This window comes from Cohnella sp., assembly GCF_041640265.1.
GTDB lineage: Bacteria > Bacillota > Bacilli > Paenibacillales > Paenibacillaceae > Cohnella.
Map to the genome: position 1 here is coordinate 1 of NZ_JBEQAP010000005.1, position 18461 is coordinate 18461.

17 protein-coding genes are annotated in these 18461 nt (G+C 46.6%); 12 read left to right on the top strand and 5 right to left on the bottom strand.

Annotation, left to right across the window (positions count from 1 at the left end; all coding sequences use genetic code 11):
• Positions 1–113: 113 nt before the first annotated feature.
• Entirely contained in the window at positions 114–272 is a 159-nt protein-coding gene (locus ACESLK_RS05535) for a hypothetical protein (protein WP_372663326.1), read from the bottom strand.
• 224 nt (positions 273–496) lie between these two features.
• Positions 497–919 (bottom strand): VOC family protein, encoded by a 423-nt coding sequence (locus tag ACESLK_RS05540; RefSeq protein ID WP_372663328.1) that lies wholly within the window; start codon positions 917–919, stop codon positions 497–499.
• Positions 920–1193: 274 nt separating this feature from the next.
• On the opposite strand from ACESLK_RS05540, the gene ACESLK_RS05545 reads away from it, so the two are divergent.
• The 4 genes from ACESLK_RS05545 to ACESLK_RS05560 all read left to right on the top strand — a co-directional run bounded on the left by ACESLK_RS05545 (position 1194) and on the right by ACESLK_RS05560 (position 4105).
• Positions 1194–1967 carry a transporter substrate-binding domain-containing protein gene (locus ACESLK_RS05545; RefSeq protein WP_372663330.1) on the top strand — a complete coding sequence of 258 codons (774 nt, stop codon included), beginning with the start codon at positions 1194–1196 and terminating at the stop codon, positions 1965–1967.
• Between the two features lie 87 nt (positions 1968–2054).
• Positions 2055–2711, top strand: a complete 657-nt coding sequence (locus ACESLK_RS05550) for an amino acid ABC transporter permease (RefSeq protein WP_372663332.1) — start codon at positions 2055–2057, stop codon at positions 2709–2711.
• Positions 2708–3430, top strand: a complete 723-nt coding sequence (locus ACESLK_RS05555; protein WP_372663334.1) for an amino acid ABC transporter ATP-binding protein — start codon at positions 2708–2710, stop codon at positions 3428–3430. Before ACESLK_RS05550 ends, ACESLK_RS05555 begins: the two co-directional genes overlap by 4 nt.
• Positions 3431–3589: 159 nt before the next feature.
• On the top strand, positions 3590–4105 hold the full coding sequence (locus ACESLK_RS05560) for a DUF2179 domain-containing protein (RefSeq protein WP_372663336.1): 516 nt from the start codon (positions 3590–3592) through the stop codon (positions 4103–4105).
• A 45-nt stretch (positions 4106–4150) separates the two neighbouring features.
• Here ACESLK_RS05560 and ACESLK_RS05565 read toward each other — a convergent pair whose 3' ends face one another.
• Entirely contained in the window at positions 4151–4720 is a 570-nt protein-coding gene (locus tag ACESLK_RS05565) for a DUF421 domain-containing protein (protein WP_372663338.1), read from the bottom strand.
• A gap of 113 nt (positions 4721–4833) precedes the next feature.
• On the opposite strand from ACESLK_RS05565, the gene ACESLK_RS05570 reads away from it, so the two are divergent.
• Together ACESLK_RS05570 and ACESLK_RS05575 are read left to right on the top strand one after the other, a co-directional pair.
• Positions 4834–5388, top strand: coding sequence for a hypothetical protein (locus ACESLK_RS05570; protein ID WP_372663339.1), 555 nt, complete (start codon positions 4834–4836; stop codon positions 5386–5388).
• 78 nt (positions 5389–5466) lie between these two features.
• A complete protein-coding gene (locus ACESLK_RS05575) occupies positions 5467–5703 on the top strand; it encodes an NHLP leader peptide family RiPP precursor (RefSeq protein WP_372663341.1) in 237 nt (78 codons plus the stop codon).
• Here the strand turns inward: ACESLK_RS05575 and ACESLK_RS05580 are convergent.
• Positions 5680–7452, bottom strand: a complete 1773-nt coding sequence (locus tag ACESLK_RS05580; protein ID WP_372663343.1) for an ATP-binding protein — start codon at positions 7450–7452, stop codon at positions 5680–5682. The two genes, ACESLK_RS05575 and ACESLK_RS05580, sit on opposite strands and share 24 nt — an antisense overlap.
• 186 nt (positions 7453–7638) lie before the next feature.
• Here ACESLK_RS05580 and htpG point away from each other — a divergent pair, with 186 nt between their 5' ends.
• The gene (gene htpG / locus ACESLK_RS05585) at positions 7639–9519 is read left to right on the top strand and encodes a molecular chaperone HtpG (protein WP_372663345.1); all 1881 of its coding nucleotides are present in this window, start codon (positions 7639–7641) and stop codon (positions 9517–9519) included.
• 88 nt (positions 9520–9607) lie between these two features.
• Here the strand turns inward: htpG and ACESLK_RS05590 are convergent, their stop codons facing one another.
• A complete protein-coding gene (locus tag ACESLK_RS05590) occupies positions 9608–10702 on the bottom strand; it encodes a GntR family transcriptional regulator (RefSeq protein WP_372663687.1) in 1095 nt (364 codons plus the stop codon).
• Positions 10703–10846: 144 nt separating this feature from the next.
• Here ACESLK_RS05590 and ACESLK_RS05595 point away from each other — a divergent pair, with 144 nt between their 5' ends.
• The 5 genes from ACESLK_RS05595 to ACESLK_RS05615 all read left to right on the top strand — a co-directional run bounded on the left by ACESLK_RS05595 (position 10847) and on the right by ACESLK_RS05615 (position 18446).
• Positions 10847–12256, top strand: a complete 1410-nt coding sequence (locus ACESLK_RS05595; RefSeq protein ID WP_372663346.1) for a family 43 glycosylhydrolase — start codon at positions 10847–10849, stop codon at positions 12254–12256.
• A 424-nt stretch (positions 12257–12680) separates the two neighbouring features.
• Positions 12681–14525, top strand: a complete 1845-nt coding sequence (locus ACESLK_RS05600) for a sensor histidine kinase (protein ID WP_372663348.1) — start codon at positions 12681–12683, stop codon at positions 14523–14525.
• Positions 14522–16066 carry a response regulator gene (locus ACESLK_RS05605; RefSeq protein WP_372663350.1) on the top strand — a complete coding sequence of 515 codons (1545 nt, stop codon included), beginning with the start codon at positions 14522–14524 and terminating at the stop codon, positions 16064–16066. Before ACESLK_RS05600 ends, ACESLK_RS05605 begins: the two co-directional genes overlap by 4 nt.
• Before the next feature lie 94 nt (positions 16067–16160).
• On the top strand, positions 16161–17477 hold the full coding sequence (locus ACESLK_RS05610) for an extracellular solute-binding protein (protein ID WP_372663352.1): 1317 nt from the start codon (positions 16161–16163) through the stop codon (positions 17475–17477).
• A 93-nt stretch (positions 17478–17570) separates the two neighbouring features.
• Positions 17571–18446: a carbohydrate ABC transporter permease gene (locus ACESLK_RS05615; protein ID WP_372663354.1), complete on the top strand. Its 876-nt coding sequence runs from the start codon at positions 17571–17573 to the stop codon at positions 18444–18446.
• Positions 18447–18461: the final 15 nt, after the last annotated feature.

Sequence of the window (18461 nt, forward strand, 5' to 3'; positions counted from 1 at the left end):
ACAGTTTGGCGCTTAAATTCTTCATCAAAATGCTGACGATGATCTCCCATGACACACCTCGACCTTTTTAGTTATTTTATTGTATCAGGTCGCTGTTACAACGTGTCTACTTTTTAGATTAACTCCACAAGGGCACCTGTAGCTGTAAAAACTACGGCTACAGCACCAAACGGCGCACCCCGGACACTTGTAGCTGTAAAAACTACAGCTACAGCACCAAACGGCGCACCCCGGACAGCTGTAGCTGTAAAAACTACAGCTACAGCACTCAACGGTGCACCCCGGACAGCTGAAGCTGTAAAAACTACAGCTTCAGCACCCAGCGGCGCACCTGGGATACCAATATACGTAGAAAGTATTGCTACAAATCCATCTGCTGAAATCTCTTAACGGCTGTGAATTTTCTTGACAGACATCTATTTCTACAGCAATAGGTGTCCAGGTGCGTCATTTGAGCGCATTAGTTGCCCAGGGTATTGCGATAAGTTGCTCATCATTAAAGCCATTCTAAAAACTCAAGACGATTTCCAAAAGGGTCATTTATATAGAAACGTTTTATACCTTCTTCTGCCCGTGCTTCATCATCAATTACGTGAATATTATTTTGAACCAAATATTTGCGCAATTCATCTAAGTTGTTCACGTGAAATGCTGGATGGGCTTTTGTGGCAGGGACAAAGTCTTGTTGTACGCCGATATGTACCTGGTGAGTGCCGCATTGGAACCAGACGCCGCCACGTTTTTTAAGAATTTCAGGCTTTGGTATCTCCTTCCAGCCTAATAACTTATTGAAAAAAATTCGAGCCTTTGTTTCGCAACCTTCTGGGGCTGCCAGTTGAACATGGTCAAGGCCATTAAAATGGTAAGAGATAGATATTCCTCCTCCAATTAGGTTTCGCAGAGTGAAACCATGTTTCATAATTTAACTTCATAGTATAACAACGATCAATAAAAATCCAATTCTTTTTATGTTCGCGTTACATATCCTTACATAAAAAATCGAACAAACAAAATGAATACGGATACATATAAGTATGGAACCGATTACATTCTCTATTAGATATCTCATGTTAATTTTCTTTTCATTCCATGTAGTTATTTTTGTAGGATACTGTAGGTTGCTGTAGTGGAGGGGATAATATAAAAACATAGAAATGAGCCATTCTTACAATTATAGGAAAAGGGGTTATGGGATGAAGAAAATAGGTTTATTGATGATTACGGCAGTTATCGCTTTAACGCTTAGTGCTTGCGGCAATGAAGGGTCAGCTGCTAAAGACGGGGTTAAGAAGTACACGTTTGGCACCGATGCCACGTACCCTCCTTTCGAATTTGAGAAGGACGGCAAGTATGTCGGTATTGATATCGATTTGATCAACGCAATTGGTGAAGTAGAGGGCTTCGAGGTTGAACTGAAGCCGATGGACTTTAAAGCCATTATCCCGGCGATTACGGCCAAGCAATTGGATGGCGCGATAGCGGGCATCAGTATTACGGACGAGCGAAAGAAGGTTATTAGTCTTTCCGACCCTTATTACGAAGCAGGTCTCTCGCTTATTGTTCGGGAGGACAATACGACGATCAAAGGACCGGAAGACTTGGCTGGGAAGGTCATTGCGATTAAGAAAGGAACGTCAGGCGCTAAGAAGGCTGAGGAATTGGCGAAGCAATATGGGGCGGAAATCAAATATTTCGACGACAGCCCGGCGATGTTTCAAGAAGTCGTCAATAAAAATGCTGATGTAACGTTGGAAGACTTCCCTGTCATTTCTTATAAAATTGCAGTGGATCCCAATTCTAATCTTAAAATCGTGGGTGATCGATTAAACGGCGACTTCTATGGTATAGCAGTCAGTAAAGAGAACGAAGAGTTGCTGAAAAAGATAAACGATGGACTTAAGAAGCTGAAAGAAAATGGAAAGTACGATGAAATCGTTAATACCTACATTGGAACAGCTGCAAAATAATGGAGGCGGAGCGGCTGTGCTGCTCCGCTGCCTATTGTATAACTATCGGCTGAATACAAGATATACAAAAAAGGGGCTGAGAATCCGTTGACGTCCTCTATGGAAGTGATATTAGATGCTTTGCCAATGTTGTTTCAAGGCGTTCTGATTACATTGAAGATTGTAGTCATTTCTTTAAGTATCGCCCTTGTGATAGGTTTAATTGCGGGATTGATGAACACGTCCCATAATAAGCTCCTTAGGGCTCTCGCAACGCTTTATGTTGACATTATTCGGGGTACGCCGTTGTTGGTTCAGATCTTTTTTATTTATTTTGGCTTGCCTGTTTTTTTGGATATGAGAATATCGGCAGAGATTGCAGGAATCGTGGCAGTCAGTTTGAATGCAGGGGCATACATTGCGGAAGTTTTCCGTGCAGGTATTGTTTCCATTGACAAAGGTCAGGTAGAAGCCTCTCGATCTTTAGGAATGAACCGATTTCTGACTATGAGGCTGGTCATTTTACCGCAAGCCACACGACGAATGGTACCCGCTTTTGTTAACCAATTTATTATCAGTATTAAAGATACTTCTCTGCTGTCTGTTATTGGAATTCGGGAATTAACCCAGAGCGGAGAAATTATTATTTCTACAAACTTCCGTTCGTTTGAAATATGGGGTATCGTTGGCGTCTTCTACTTCGTAATCATATATATATTAACCCGTTTATTCCGCTTGCTTGAACGGAGGTTTGTTATAAAATGATTATCGTACAAAACCTGAAAAAGAGATATGGTTCAACTGAAGTGCTGAAGGATATTTCCACAACGATCCAGGAGAAAGAAGTGGTTTGCGTTATCGGGCCATCGGGGTCGGGCAAAAGCACATTTCTTCGATGTCTGAACCTTCTTGAGGATGTAACGTCAGGCAAAATAGAGATCGGCGATGTGGAAGTAACTTCACCGAAAACGAATATTGATAGACTGCGCGAGAATGTAGGGATGGTATTCCAGCTCTTTAATTTATTCCCGCATTTAACCGTATTGAATAATATTATGCTTGCTCCCAAATATGTTAAGAAGGCAGACAAGAAGCTTAATGAGCAAAAAGCGATGGAACTGCTCAGAAAAGTGGGTTTGGCGGAGAAAAGAGATGAATTTCCCGATCGTTTATCGGGTGGGCAGAAACAACGCGTAGCAATTGCCCGCGCGTTGGCGATGAATCCTCGCGTTATGCTTTTCGACGAACCCACCTCGGCATTAGATCCCGAAATGGTGGGCGAGGTTTTACAGGTAATAAAGGAGTTAGCCCGTGAAGGGATCACGATGATTGTCGTTACTCATGAAATGGGCTTCGCTCGTGAAGTAGCAGACCGTGTAATCTTCATGGATGGGGGATATATCGTCGAAGAAGGGACTCCCACTGCCATTTTTGATTCTCCAAAGCATGAACGCACACAAGCATTTCTTGGTAAAATCATGTAGTTAAGGGCATTGCCAATAGAGCTCAAACAAAATCGTATTTGAGAACTAACTATGCTAGAATAAGACATAAACTAAAACTAAACCTCGGAGATTTTAAAAATTTCCGGGGTTTTCATATTTTTTCAAGACCCACACCAAAAAAAGGAGTGTAGTCTAAAGATGCTTAAGATTCTAATTCTAATATTTGCAATTCAGATTGTGTATGTGTCAGCCTTTACCTTACGTATGATTCTAACCTTGAAAGGCCAGAAGTATATTGCTGCTTTAATCAGCACATTGGAAGTGACGATTTATGTTTTGGGTTTGAATTTAGTTCTGTCCTATCTGGACCACTTTGCAAGCTTAGCTGTGTATGCGATTGGTTATGCCTTGGGTGTGCTTGCAGGAACTTGGATCGAGGAGAAGCTTGCGCTTGGTTACATCACGTTAAAGGTAATTAGCAATAAACCGGATGAGCATATGGCGCAAATTTTACGTCAAAAGGGCTATGGGGTAACCTCATGGATCGGTAGTGGACGAGATGGTGACCGTCTTATAATGGAAATACTGGCCAAACGCAAAAATCAGAAGCAGCTTAACGATATGATTCTTGAGCTTGATTCCAAAGCATTCATTATCTTCCATGAACCGAATCAAATTCACGGAGGCTTCTGGACGAAGATAATCAAACGATGAAAAAAATCTGAACAGAATGCTCATCTATCGGAATTATTATAGGCTTTACTTCAGGTTGGGGTCGATTGGGATCGGATGGTGATTTATGCTTACTTCTTGGAATAGAGTGCTTTGTTCCGTTGCTATGCCTGATTTCAAGCCCAGAATGCGTTCTAACTCTCCAACAGTAACTGGTTTGGCATGCCTCATTAATTCGTAACCGACTTGACCATTGGTCTCCAATGTAGCCGTTTTGACATCGCTAATATTGGAAAGTCCTTTTTGCCGCAGCTGTATCTCCAGTTGATCGACAGTCATATGCATGCTGCGCAGATTCTTACTTATGATTTGTCCATTCTCAATAACGACCTTGGACCTTCCGTTAATGGCCTTTTCGAACCAATCAAATTTCAATTGCACATATTCAATTATTAGTAGAGAAACAATGAAGATGGCAGCCGAACCAATCGCTTTGTGGAGTTGATCATTAGCAATCGGCTGCACAATGGTGGTACCGATTGAGATCATAATGACAGTCGTGGCTATGCTCATTTGGGAGATGGACTTTCTGCCTGAAATACGTAGAAGTATCATTCCGGCAACGACCAATAAAGCAGACTTCCAAATCCAATCCATATCTATGGGTTGCACCCTCTCTTGAAAAATAAATATTCAGAATTAGAATGGGTAAATCCTCCTTCATTTATACAAGGTTATTGAGAGCGTCCGCGAAATAGGGTGGTAACGAAATGAACTTGAACGAAGATTACGAAAAAGAGATTAAGCTTATATTCTCGAAGGCTGCTGCGGAGACCGATTTGTTTCCTGCTCCTCTTAAGGAGATGGGGCTTGTGCTGCTTGCAAGATTCAACCCCTTGCAAAGCTGCGAAGGTACGAGTAGTTATATCAGCTTTCTCTTGCCGTTCTGGCTAAAGGAACAGACAGCGAGCTCCGACGTTCTATGCAGGGATTTGGCGGTCGGGAACGTGTTTGCAATGATTCACTACTTTTTGCTGGATGATGTAATAGATGTCGGAGCAGGTTTGAACAAGGCAGAAGTACGCGACTCCCTCGTGCTGGGACAGCTCTTTCATGATTTGTTCCAGCAATATTATAGTATCCACTTCACGGCGGGCTCACCGCTATGGAAGTTATACCGCAGCTATATGGAGGACTGGGCGTTAGCTGTCTCCCAAGAAGGAAAGATACCGGCGGATCCGTTAGATCCCGGGCAGCTTGCCCGTAAGGCGGCCCCGGTTAAGCTATGCGCGGCGGTTTGTTCTATTTATTGTCGGAAAAAGTGAAAAACGGAGAGATTTTGTCTTAACCGCATGATATGATTAGGGCGTTATTCAACCACTTATTGGAAGAGTCGTGTCCGCATGTCATTGGATTCCCTAAAGGTACAGATTATCAAGAAAGCTTGGGCAGATCCTGCTTTCAAGAAAAGTCTCCTAAGCGAGCCTAAGCAAGCGATCAAAGAAGCGTTCAACGTTGATATTCCCGCGGAAATCGAACTGAAAGTAGTTGCAGAAAGCCCTTCTCTCTACTACCTTACCATACCCCCAAATCCAGAGGACATTACCGATGGGAAATCAAGTCCCAACGTCGTCTGGTAGAACCGTATCCAGAGCAATTAGCGGGAATCGAATAGTGACTTCGGTTCCCTTGGCTTTGACGCTGTGGAATTCTATCGTTCCCTTCATGACCTCGATAATTCGAAAAGTCACCATCATACCTAGTCCGGTCCCCTTCGATTTCGTTGAGAAAAAGGGAACTCCGAGCTTGGCAACCTCCTCTTCATCCATCCCTTCGCCATTATCTGTAATTAGAGCAACGACTTCCCCCTTCTCGGATGTAGCCCTAATCTGGATTAATCCATCTTTTTCTATGGCTTCTATACTATTCTTGATTATATTGATAAACGCTTGCTTTAACTTCGAAGTATGACCATAGAAATAGAGTTCCTTTTGAGTACTAACGTTAAGTTCAACGCCATGCATGACTGCCAGCGGTGCCATCATCGCTTCTATTTTTCTCAGCTCCACAGATAGATCCAATAATTTGATGGTATCAATCTCGGGCTTGGCAAAGGTTAGAAAATTGGTAATGATATCGGATGCCCTGTCTAATTCACTAGTGGCCAGCTCAAAGTAGGGCTTATCCTTCTCATTTGTTCTGCTAACTAGCAATTGCAGGAAGCCGCGTGTAACCTGCAAGGGGTTACGGACTTCGTGCGCAACGGAAGCGGCGAGATCGCTAATGATCTTCAACTTCTCTGTACGCTGGAGGTTATGGTTGTGAAGCTCCAATTCCTTAGAATAGTTAAAGAGCTTGGCATAATCGGCCGATATGCGCCTTGCAAGGATGATGACAAGTGTAATAATCATAAAAACGATACCGAATTTCCACAATAACAAAACATAGGTCTTGTCGCTTAAGTAATAAAATGTTAAATCGACTGTGCCCGACAAAGCGAATAAGAAGATTCCAACGGACAGGATGACGGCATTCTTGTTACCCTTGAGAGCGTTCAGGACAGACAGGACGATAATGAGCAGCAGCTGTAGAAGAATAAGACCGCCTAGGATGATGCCTGAAAGTACATAATAAACCTCGAAATGCCGCGCGCCCGAGGCTGTGTAGATAAGAAGAGCGACTAAGCAGAGCGCGGAGTATCCAGCTTGTATAAGCCGGAACTTTGTGAAGAAGCCATACTGGCTTTCGAAAACCTTGTCGATATAATAATTAAATGAAGGAATAAGTACATATAACGACACGTCAAACAGGAGCAGCAATATGTCCCCGTATTCCTTGAAATAAATATAGGAAAGCGGGGAATAAGTGATGATCAAAGTGCCCATTGTTAGGGCGATTAAGCAGAGAGAAACCCATGTGTTTCGTTGTGTCTGACGTAAGTAACGGGAGCAGAGCAGCATAATTAAAGCCAGAAACGCAATCGAAGTTCCAAGCAGAAGATCGGGTAAATCCTTGGTGACGAACTGATTGGATAAAACTTCGAAATCATCTATTCGAATGCCGCTAATCAAGCCGGCTCGTTCGTTTGTCGTGAGGATCCGGATATAGAAATCCGTTGGGCTGGTGTAATGGCCGATAGGCAGCAGCAACTTATTCAAATCGAATGTAAAATCACGTTTGGATTCAAATAGCAGCTGATTTCCTTGATAAACTGAAAGCTCCAGCCCATACAATCGTTCGACGAGGATGCCAGGATGTTGCCAGTCTGTAGTAGGCGGAACAGTAAAATGAACCCACATTCCACGTGTGCCATCAGGGATGACCTTTAGTGGATGGTCTACGCTTGCTTCGATCCAAGGCCCGATTGTGGAGGGTAACTCGTCCGGCATTGGTCTTGTTGGTTTTCCAATTAACCTTCTGAAGTAAATGAAGGGATCCACTGTTATATTGACATTGAAAAGTGAGAATGTTATAAAAAGGTGAGCTGGCACTCGGAGCGGTAGAGTGCTAATTGCAATCGGTAAGACAAATGAACCGCGATCTTCATCGTTACATATTGAGAGGAGAGATTACAATTGGTACAGAAAGAGTTTAAGGCAGAATCCAAACGACTATTGGAAATGATGATCAACTCCATCTATACGCAGAGAGAGATTTTCTTGCGGGAGCTGATCTCTAATGCCAGTGACGCAATCGATAAGATGTACTATAAGGCTCTAACCGACGACAGCCTGGTATTTGACAAGGATAGTTACTTTATCAAGGTGGCAGCAGACAAGGCAAATCGAACGTTGACCATCTCAGATTCGGGTATTGGAATGTCTCAAGAGGATCTGGAGAGTAACCTTGGCGTCATAGCACAAAGCGGCTCGTTGGCATTTAAGAAAGAAAACGAATCGAAAGACGGTCATGACATCATCGGTCAATTCGGGGTTGGCTTCTATTCGGCCTTTATGGTTGCAGATGTTGTGACGGTTATTAGTAAACCTCTAGGAGCCGAGGTTGCGCACAAGTGGGAATCCAGCGGTGCGGACGGCTATACGATTGAGCCCTGTGAGAAGGACTTGGTAGGCACAGAGGTTATCCTGAAGATTAAAGAGAATACCGAGGATGACAGCTACGATGAGTATCTGGAGGAATATCGGTTAAAAGCAATTATCAAGAAGTATTCGGATTTCATTCGTCACCCTATTAAAATGGATGTTACTGGCCAGAGAGCCAAAGAAGGCGAAGAAGGCGAATTCGAAGAATACCGCGAAGAGCAGACAGTGAACAGCCAGATTCCGATTTGGAGAAAGAACAAGAACGAGCTTACCGCGGAAGATTACGAGAAATTCTATATGGAGAAGCGTTACGGCTTCGACAAGCCGAGCAAGCATATCCATATCAGCGCCGATGGCGCCGTCGTCTACCAAGCGATTCTGTTTATTCCGGGCAGCACCCCTTATGACTTTTATTCCAAGGAATATGAGAAAGGGTTAGAGCTCTATTCCAGCGGAGTACTGATCATGAATAAGTGCGCCGATCTGCTTCCTGATTTCTTCAGCTTTGTTAAAGGGATGGTCGATTCCGAAGACTTGTCGCTCAACATCTCCAGAGAGATGCTGCAGCATGACAGACAATTGAAGCTAATCGCCAAGAACATTCAGAGCAAAATCAAGAGCCAACTGCTAAGCATGCTGAAGGATGAGCGAGAGAAGTACAACGAATTCTATAAATCCTTTGGCAGACAATTGAAATACGGGATTTACAGCGATTACGGAACTCATAAGGACGTATTGCAGGACCTGTTGATGTTCTACTCCTCGACACAGAAGCAGCTAGTCACCTTGGATGAATACGTAACAAGGATGCCAGAGGATCAGAAATACATCTACTATGCTTCCGGGGAAACGAACGAAAGAATCGAGAAGCTTCCGCAGACCGAGATGGTATCCGATAAAGGCTACGAAATCCTCTACTTCACGGACGATATCGATGAGTTCGCGATTAAGATGCTGATGACTTACAAAGAGAAGGAATTCAAATCCGTATCGAGCGGCGACCTAGGCATTGAAGCGGACGATAAATCGGACAATGCAGATTCCGAAGAGAACGCTCACCAAGAGCTGTTCGATTATATGAATACTAAACTATCGGGCAAAGTGAAGAAGGTAAAAGCATCGAAGAGGTTAAGAACCCACCCGGTATGCTTCTCTACGGATGGCGAGATTACGATTGAGATGGAGAAAATATTAAAAGCGATGCCAAACAATCCGGATGTAAAAGCGGACAAGGTGCTCGAGATTAATATTAATCACGCAGTGTTCCAGTCCTTGAAGGATTCCTTCGAGAAGGATAAGGAGAAGCTCGATCTTTACACGGCCTTGTTATACAATCAAGCGCTGTTGATCGAAGGCTTGCCTCTCCAAGATCCGGTAGAATTTACGAACGATATTTGCAAGATTATGGTTTAATGGAAATATCTGAAATAGACACCCGCTACGGGTGTCTTTTTTGCACGATTCAGAAAGTATAAGTTTGCTATACCTGCACAATAAGTATTTATTCAGTTATCGCATCCTGCGTCGAGAACACGAGCTTAACCGGGATCACCGTCTGCGTCGGTGCATAGTCAGCTTCCATCTGCCGAACCAATAGCTGGGCGGCCGATTGCGCAAGCTTCTTTTCGTCTTGTTTGACGTAAGGGATCCCCGGTATTTCCGGATTGTCGAAGGAATATAACTCGATCGGCGCAGCAGATGAGCTTGTCCGGACGCTTCGAACTGCATTGTAAGTCAGATTAGTCATCTCCGCAGTCAAGGCAAACACAGCCGTAATTTGCGGATGGGCGGCAATAAAATCCTTTAAGTAGGGCAGAACTTTTTCGCTGCGTAAAATGTCCAGCGGGACATGGCACCAGAGGCTTTTGTCGATAGAGATGCCTTGCGCGATATAGGCTCGCTCGAATCCGGCGGTTCGGTCTTCGATCGCCGTATTTGCGTTTTCCGAGGAGATCAGCGCGATTTGACGGTGTCCCTTCCCAAGCAAGTAGGATACGGTCTCGTAGGCCCCGCCGATATTGTCGGAAGTGACCTTGTACGTTTCGATGTTCCGGAGAAACCGGTCGATGAAGACGAAAGGGTATTTATCCAAGGAAAGCCTCAGCAGAGATTCGTTATATTTTTCGTCCTCTGTGGGAAACACGATGAGCCCTCTAATCTTCGATTCGGTCAGCTCGCGGATGGCGCGGGACTCTTCCGCGGACGACTCGCGCGTAATCCGGAGTACCATATGAAACCCCGCCTCGCGAAAGAAGTATTCCAGATGTTCGACCATCTGCTGAATCACCCGGGTCTTCATGGTTGGAACGATGAAGCCGACAAAGTTGTTCACATTTTTGTCCGGAGCAGATTTGCTCCTGATCCGTGCGGTGTCGGGCAGCTGCGGCGCGACGAAGGTTCCTTTTCCCTGAATCCGGATAACGAGACCCTCGTCAACCAGAGCTGACAGTGCGTTCTTGACCGTTATTTTGCTGACCTTATATTCGTCCATGATCTCTTGCTCGGAGGGGACCCGATCTTTTGGACGGAGGTCTTCGGACATGATTCTTTCTTTGATATCCAGATGAATTTGTTTATAGAGAGCCGTCTTGATCATCACTACACCCTATTCCTATCATTTCCATATTTTTTATAACCAATTTAGTCTATAAATTATGTTATTCATATAATATAATTCTTTTTGTAAGGGCTTTCAATATCGAATATTGTCGAATCTTGTAAACTAAAGGAGGAGGTTTTTATGAAAGTATTCATGCTGGGGAAAACAAAAAAGATTGTTACCATGGTGCTTGTGCTTATCATGACTTTTTCCATCATCTTGCCGGTCATGGCTGCGGAATGGACGGTGTCCGGCAATGTCGAGTCTCATGACCCGACGGTCATCAAAGAAGGCAATACGTGGTGGCAGTTCTATACGGGAGATTATTTGAAAGTCAAATACTCCAGTGACGGAAAAAACTGGAACCAAGGAACTCCGATTTTTAATGGAACTTTGTCATGGTGGTCTAATTATGTCAATCGAACCGAAAACGTCAACGAAGTATGGGCTCCCGATATTTTCTACCATAATGAGCGGTACTGGCTCTATTATTCTTACTCCGAATTCGGCACGAACAACTCCCTGATCGGTCTTATGTCTTGTTCGAGCATCGCGACCGGTGATTGGAGAGACGACGGGCTCGTTATCTACTCCGATTCCACAAAGAATTACAACACGATCGATCCCGGCATCACGAAGGATGCTTCCGGCAACCTGTGGATGTCCTTCGGTTCCTTCTTCTCCGGCATCAAGCTTGTAAAACTTGATCCAGCCACGATGAAGCCTGAATCAGGCGCAGCGATCCAAACGATCGCGACGAGACCAAATGTGTCGAGCAATCCGATCGAAGGCGCCAAGATCGTATACGCGAACGGATACTACTACATGTTCGTAGCCTTCGACTTTTGCTGCAGGGGCTCCGACAGCACCTACAAGATCGCATACGGCCGGTCGACCAGCATTACGGGCACTTACTATGACAAAGCTGGTACCAGCATGTTGAACGGTGGCGGAACGATCTTGGAGGTAAGCGATACCAGATGGAAAGGTCCCGGGGGACAGGAGCCTTTCTGGGATGGAAGCAAATGGATCATGGTCCGACATGCCTACGATTCGTCCAACAACAATTTCCCGACGCTCCGCATTCGCGACATGTATTGGGACGCCGAAAAATGGCCGTCATACAATGCCGGCAACGGCTATTACAAGATCCAGAACCGCGGTTTCACGTCGCTATATATCGATGGACTCGGCTCCACGACAGATGGCGCCGACCTAGCCCAATGGGCAAGCAGCACCAGCTATAACCAGCAGTTCGATATCGTCAATCTCAGCAATCAATACTACAAGCTGATCAACCGCGCCACAGGCAAGGCTATTGACGGGATGGGACGTACCACAGCGGGCTCGAACGCGGGACAATGGAGCAACGGCACCAGCTACAATCAGCAGTGGGAAATCATCGACGCCGGCGGCGGCTACGTCAAGTTTAAGAACCGTGCGACTAGCCTTTACCTGGACAACGGCAACCAGTCGGCTAATGGCTCCGTCGTGAAACAGTACGGTGACAGCACAAGCTACAACCTTCAGTGGAAGCTGAATAAGCAATAATTCATCAGTCGGAAAGTCCGGCAAACCGGCAAGAGAGAAGAGAATCGGTGAAGGCTGCCCCGCCTTCACCGATTTTCTGTTTCTTATCTGATTTCTCTCGCTGCAAACGTACGCATTTTGAAAGCCGAAAGCCTAAATAACAACCGATTAAGCGTGAAAATAGCCGAAATATGGACAATGAATCTTGTGCGCAGAGAATAAATGATGCATAATTTTGGTTGCGCTTACATGATCGGCAGACTGAAGCTTCATCATGGATTCCGTAAACTCGAGAGCCATTCGCAGGGCTCATAGTAGTGAGAGTCACGATTTTTATGTTAATATTACTCACTTAATATGTTACGTTAATAGAGAGGGAAAGAACTTTGCAGGCGAATTTTGATTAGAGACATATATGATATGTCAACTATTGGGGTGGGGTTATATGGGTGGTTGGCTGGGTAAATCGCTGAAGCACAAGCTATCGTTACTCGTCATCATTGCGGTCATGGTGCCGCTGCTCTCTTTAGGCTTGTTTTCCTACAAAATCGCGGAGCGATTAACCGAGGAGAAAGCTAAAATATCGGGAATGAACACGCTCAGACAGCTAGAAACGTACATGGAGAACATGGTTAATGATGCGGAGAACATGTCCTTATTCTTAATAGGTTCTAGTGAAGTGCAAAATTATTTGAAAACGCCTGATAGCGATCTGCTCAAACAGACCTCGATTATCGGGTTCTTGACCAACCTTGCTTTCTCCAAGGCATATATCGCGAATATTGTCATTGAGCCGATCAACGGCAAAGATCCAATTTCTAGCAAATCGATTAACAGCACTGGATTCGTAGACATCACGGAGACGGATTTCAACTATTACAGCACCCATGCCAATTGGTGGTCGAGCGTGTATTCTCAGTGGACCTCCGTTGGTGTTCAGAAGGTCATTACGATGGCGCGGCCGATCCGAAGTACGGACAAGTATAAAGAAATCGGCAAGCTTCGAATTAGTCTCAACCAAGGGATGATCGCCAAGCACATCCGGCAATCGGCGCTGGAGCGCACGGGATTTGTGTTGCTGCTAGACGAGAATAACCGGATTATGGCGGGGCCGGAGGAATTTCGGACGAATCAGCTAATTACCGAAACTTACCCCGGCATGGGGAGTTTGAACGGCAATAACGGCTATTTGAACTATGGTGAAGGAGCAGACATGAAGACGGTGTTATACGATGAGATATCCAGCACGCAGTGGAAGCTCGTGGGCATCATCCCATCGGAAGAATACCGCTCGCAAAACCGCTATTTCCTTATGCTGACGGCTGCTGCAGTCGGGGTCGCTCTGCTGCTTGTGATCGCGCTCGTTGTTTTCCTCATACAGCGGGTTACAAATCCCTTGTCCGCCCTGACCCGGATTCTGAAGAAGGCGAGTCCCGAAGCTTTGCCATCCATTCCCGTGACCTCTATCGATGAGGTCGGAGAGCTCATTGTTAGCTATAATCGGTTGAGCTCGCGAATTGTGAACTTGACGGATGAGGTTAAGCGTAATGAGGCAATGAAGCAACAAACTGACATGATCGCCCTGCAGGCGCAGATTAATCCTCATTTTCTGTATAATACGCTCTCATCGGTGCATTGGCTTGCGCTTATGAGCAAGGAATCAAGAATCGCGGAGATGGTCGGAGCATTGAGTGATTTTCTTCGGTTCAGTCTTAACAAAGGCGAGGAATATTGCGCCGTGGAGCAGGAGCTCGCGCACGCGAATCGTTATGCGCATATCCAGTCTATTCGTTATCCAGATAAGTTCGATGTTCACGTAGATGCGGATCCTGAGCTCGCACAGAGCTACATGCTTAAGCTGGTGCTGCAACCGCTCATTGAGAACGCAATGATTCATGGGATTCTCAAGCGGGAGGGAAAAGGTCGAATTTCTGTATGGGTAAGGCGAGAAGGAATGAACATGAAGTTCGGGGTTGAGGATGACGGAATCGGCATCGCTAAGGAACAATTGGCCAAATTGATGGAGCTGCTTGCGGTTAGCGAGATTGTGCAGCGAGAAAGCAGTTCTGCTGCCGAGAGCTATGGCCTGCGCAACGTGCATAAACGCCTTCTGCTGCACTACGGTTCAGGCGCAGGGCTTCATATCATAAGTACTGTGGGTCAAGGGACAAGCGTAACATTCACGATACCGTCGCTCTCGCCGGATGACCGTAAGCAGGAAGTCGGCGGCTATTTTAATGCTGAGGCCGACGCAGGATCTATAGAACATACGGGGAGTGGTGCAAGATGAAGCTGATGATTGTCGACGATGAAGTTATTATTCGCAATGGGCTGTCAACAGTGATTGACTGGGAAGGGCAAGGATTTTCCTTGCTTGAGCCGGCCGCGTCCGCGGAGGAGGCTATGCGGCGTGTGCCGGACGAGCGCCCGGATATCATCTTCACCGATATTCGTATGACCGGCCAAAGCGGGCTGGAGATGGCGCATGCCATTAAATTGAAATATCCGCATACCGAAATCGTAGTGCTCTCGGGTTACGACGAGTTTACTTACGCGCAGCAGGCGATGCGCGAGGGCGTCAGCGACTATCTTCTCAAGACTAGCTCGCCTAATGAAATTGTAGGAGCGGCAATTCGCGCGCGAGAGCGTCTCTCTGGAAAGCGCGAGCTAGAAGTGCTGGGAAGGGAGCAAGAGCGGCTTTTCCGGAAAGGCAAGCTTGAGCAGCTGTTGCTTTCCCCGCAACAGCTGGAGGCCGAGGATTTATCTAATCTCTTAACATGGTTCCCGGTGTTGCAAACTATGAAGGATGCGCAGCGGCTGCAGGTATGGCAGGTTTCTGCAAGCAGTCTTGAGGAGGATCGTCGTTCCGATCCGCTGCTGTATCCGGCAGTAGGGAGCATGCTGGCCGAAGCTTTAGCCTGTGAATGGCTGGAGGTCGACGGCTATATGCTGTTAGTGGTTCGCCACGAGCAGACCAGCCTGGGGTCTGAGCGGATGGCTTCCGCACTTGGCAAAGTGGAATATGCTCTTAGATGCCGCGTGTACGCATCGGCAGGAGTGCTTGTGGAGGATATCGGCAGCCTGCATGCCTCGGCAGATGCCGCTGAACAGGCATTTGCCTATCGGTGGCTGCTCGCCGGAAGGCGGGTTGTCTTTCATAGTGAAATTAAACATCGGACAGGCATTCGCTCTGTTTGTACCGCAAACGAAGAGGAAGCGCTCGTATCTATTCTCAGAGGGGCAGACCAAGCCGAGCTTCAGACATGGATTGCTGCTACGCTCGCAAGGGTCCGGCAGGATGCCATGGCGACCCCTGCTTCTGTGCAGGCCTATCTTCATTCCCTGCTCATTGCGGGCTATCGTTGGCTGGAACGGGCGGCGACATCCGTAGGACTGAGGGAGCAGCAGCCCTCATGGACAAGCCTGGACATGGAGGAAATCGCCTATCATCCCTCCGATTCGCTGCTGCGGCACTGCGGGTTAATAGTGGAACGTTATAGCCGGATAATCGTCGGGCATAACGCCGTCCAGCGCGCCGTTGCCTATATTGACGAGCATCTCGATCAGAATCTGTCACTCCAACAGGTCGCCTTGCATGTGCATATGAATCCTAATTATTTCAGTGAATTGTTTAAGCGGGAGATGGGGCTGAACTACCTCGAATTCGTGACGAAGGCCAGACTTAGCCGGGCCATGTCCCTGTTGCGGGACACACCTGCCAAAATCAGCGAGGTAGCTAATCGGATCGGTTATGAGGACATCAAATATTTTAACAAGCTATTTAAGAAGCATACAGGACTAACACCTTCGCAATACCGCGACAACTCCTGAAGTTTGTCCCCCTCTGCACTGAAGTCTGTACCCTACGTGGTTAGATCCTTCCCTTTTATAATTAGAAGATACACAAACAAAAGGAGGATATTACATGAAATCAACAGGGAAATGGAGTTTGGTGTTCGTTATTATGGCATTACTGCTCGCAGCTTGCGGTGGCGGGAACAACGCTGCTCCAAGCTCCGGGGCAAGCGCGGAGAAGGTTAAGCTGTCGGTGTGGCACAACTTTGCAGGTGACGATCTTCGCGCCAAGGCGGTTAGAGGCCTTATCGACCAATTCAAGCTGGATCATCCGGAAATCGAGCTGGATGCACAGGCTATTCCGGTCGACGGCTATCGTCAGCGCCTCAGTACCGTCGCTGCGGCCAATGAAATGCCGGATGTGTTCTTTGTTTACTCAGGTAGTCAATCCTCAGAATTATATAAGGCCGGACTCCTTCAGCCGATTACTCAGCTAGCGAAGGAAAATCCTGAATGGAAAGAGAACTTCCTTCCCGGAGCATTCAGTGCCTTCTCATTCGAGGAGAATGAAATTTTCTCCGCGCCGATGGGGATGTCGGCAACTTCCTTCCTCTATTACAATACCAAGCTATTCGAAGAAAATGGAGTAAAGGTCCCAACGACTTGGGACGAATTGATGAGCGTTATCCAAGTGTTTAACGACAAAGGCATAACGCCGATTGCATTAGGCAACAAAGCGCCATGGGTGGCGCAATCCACCATTATTGGTTCGCTCGCTGACCGCGTAACCGGAACCGAGTGGTTCAAAAAAGCCGCGGCGCAGAACGGAGCCTCCTTTACCGATCCCGAGTTTATCAGCGCTTTAGGTTATTTCAAGCAGCTGGTTGACGCAAAAGCGTTCCAAGAAGGCGCGAATAGCATTGATAACACCCAAGCGGAGCAATATTTCATCCAGGGCAATGCAGCAATGATGGTTAGCGGTTCATGGACATTGACAAATCTAGCTGGATCGGCGACCGAGGAACAGATTAATTTGATTGACGTTACGGTGCTGCCGTCCATTCCTGGCGGCAAGGGTGAATCCAACACCATATCAGGTGGTCCCGGCGCTGGTATGGCGCTGAGCAAAAATACGACGGGTGCGACTAAGGACGCGGCGTTGAAGCTTATCTATGCATTAAGCGGGCCTGAAGCGCAGAAGGCGATAGCCGGCAGCAATTCTATGGTTATGTACAGCATGGAGCTCGATGAAACCAAGGTTAGCTCGCTTTACTACAAGGCCTTTAATTTGATCAAGACGGTTGGCGTAACGCCGGTATACGATGCTTATCTGTCAGCTGAGGGAGCGGAAGCCGTTAACAACGGTCTGCAGGAGCTTATGATGGGTGGTACTCCGGAGGATGTAGCCAAGAAAATCCAGGACGCGCAAGCAAGGTCAGTTAAGTAATAATGAACGAAGCAGGAGAGGGTCCTTTTATGGAGTGCCCCTCTTCTGCACCAACAAATGCGTCGTTCCTGAAGAATGACGGAGGAGGCAGTTATGCCCAAGGCACTGCGCAGTAGGAGCTTTATCGCGCTGGCTCTGCTTCCGGCGCTTCTTGTGTTTATGATGTTCGTCATTGTACCAATATTCTGGTCCGTTTATTATGGGTTTTATGAATGGAAGGGTCTTGGCTCCGCCAATTTTATTGGGTTTGACAATTACAGCGAGATGTTCAGGGACGATATCTTCTGGAGGGCGCTCCGCAACAATTTGCTACTGATGGCATCCGCTATCATTGGTCAGGTTCCGATTGCGTTACTGCTGGCTCTGCTGCTGCTCAAGAACACGAGGTTCTCTCGTTTCATTAGATCCGCCGTATTTATGCCTATGGTACTGTCAACTGTGGTTATCGGCTTGATCTGGGGCTATATTTATCACCCTCAGTTCGGATTAGCCAATTATGTGCTGGAGATGCTCGGGCTGGAATCATGGACGCGGGCTTGGCTGTCCGACGCCAAGGTGAATATGCTAGCCATCTCGATCCCCATTAACTGGAGCAATATCGGGCCGTATTTAATTATTTTTATTGCGGCGCTGCAAAATATACCTTCGGAGATTGATGACGCAGCTCAAATCGACGGCGCGACCGGTGCGAGAAAGCTGTTCGGAATTACGCTCCCTATGGTTCGGGACACGGTAATCGTCTGCATTGTTTTATGCATATCGGGTAGTCTCAAGGCATTTGACCATGTCATTGTCATGACAGGAGGCGGTCCTGCGCAATCAACGGAGCTGCTAGCCACGTATATGTACAACAACACATTCAGTATTTACCGCTATGGGTATGGCTCGGCGGTATCCACGATGATTATTATCATTAGCGCGTTGTTGATCGGAATAAACGCTATTGTTACTCGGCGTCGATTACGATAGAAAAGGAGGGGGCTT

Coding starts and splice junctions, on each gene's coding strand:
- ACESLK_RS05540 (WP_372663328.1), bottom strand. CDS start 919: ATGAAACATGGTTTCACTCTGCGAAACCTAATTGGAGGAGGAATATCT.
- ACESLK_RS05545 (WP_372663330.1), top strand. CDS start 1,194: ATGAAGAAAATAGGTTTATTGATGATTACGGCAGTTATCGCTTTAACG.
- ACESLK_RS05555 (WP_372663334.1), top strand. CDS start 2,708: ATGATTATCGTACAAAACCTGAAAAAGAGATATGGTTCAACTGAAGTG.
- ACESLK_RS05560 (WP_372663336.1), top strand. CDS start 3,590: ATGCTTAAGATTCTAATTCTAATATTTGCAATTCAGATTGTGTATGTG.
- ACESLK_RS05565 (WP_372663338.1), bottom strand. CDS start 4,720: ATGGATTGGATTTGGAAGTCTGCTTTATTGGTCGTTGCCGGAATGATA.
- ACESLK_RS05570 (WP_372663339.1), top strand. CDS start 4,834: ATGAACTTGAACGAAGATTACGAAAAAGAGATTAAGCTTATATTCTCG.
- ACESLK_RS05575 (WP_372663341.1), top strand. CDS start 5,467: ATGTCATTGGATTCCCTAAAGGTACAGATTATCAAGAAAGCTTGGGCA.
- ACESLK_RS05580 (WP_372663343.1), bottom strand. CDS start 7,452: ATGCCGGACGAGTTACCCTCCACAATCGGGCCTTGGATCGAAGCAAGC.
- ACESLK_RS05590 (WP_372663687.1), bottom strand. CDS start 10,702: ATGATCAAGACGGCTCTCTATAAACAAATTCATCTGGATATCAAAGAA.
- ACESLK_RS05595 (WP_372663346.1), top strand. CDS start 10,847: ATGAAAGTATTCATGCTGGGGAAAACAAAAAAGATTGTTACCATGGTG.
- ACESLK_RS05600 (WP_372663348.1), top strand. CDS start 12,681: ATGGGTGGTTGGCTGGGTAAATCGCTGAAGCACAAGCTATCGTTACTC.
- ACESLK_RS05605 (WP_372663350.1), top strand. CDS start 14,522: ATGAAGCTGATGATTGTCGACGATGAAGTTATTATTCGCAATGGGCTG.
- ACESLK_RS05610 (WP_372663352.1), top strand. CDS start 16,161: ATGAAATCAACAGGGAAATGGAGTTTGGTGTTCGTTATTATGGCATTA.
- ACESLK_RS05615 (WP_372663354.1), top strand. CDS start 17,571: ATGCCCAAGGCACTGCGCAGTAGGAGCTTTATCGCGCTGGCTCTGCTT.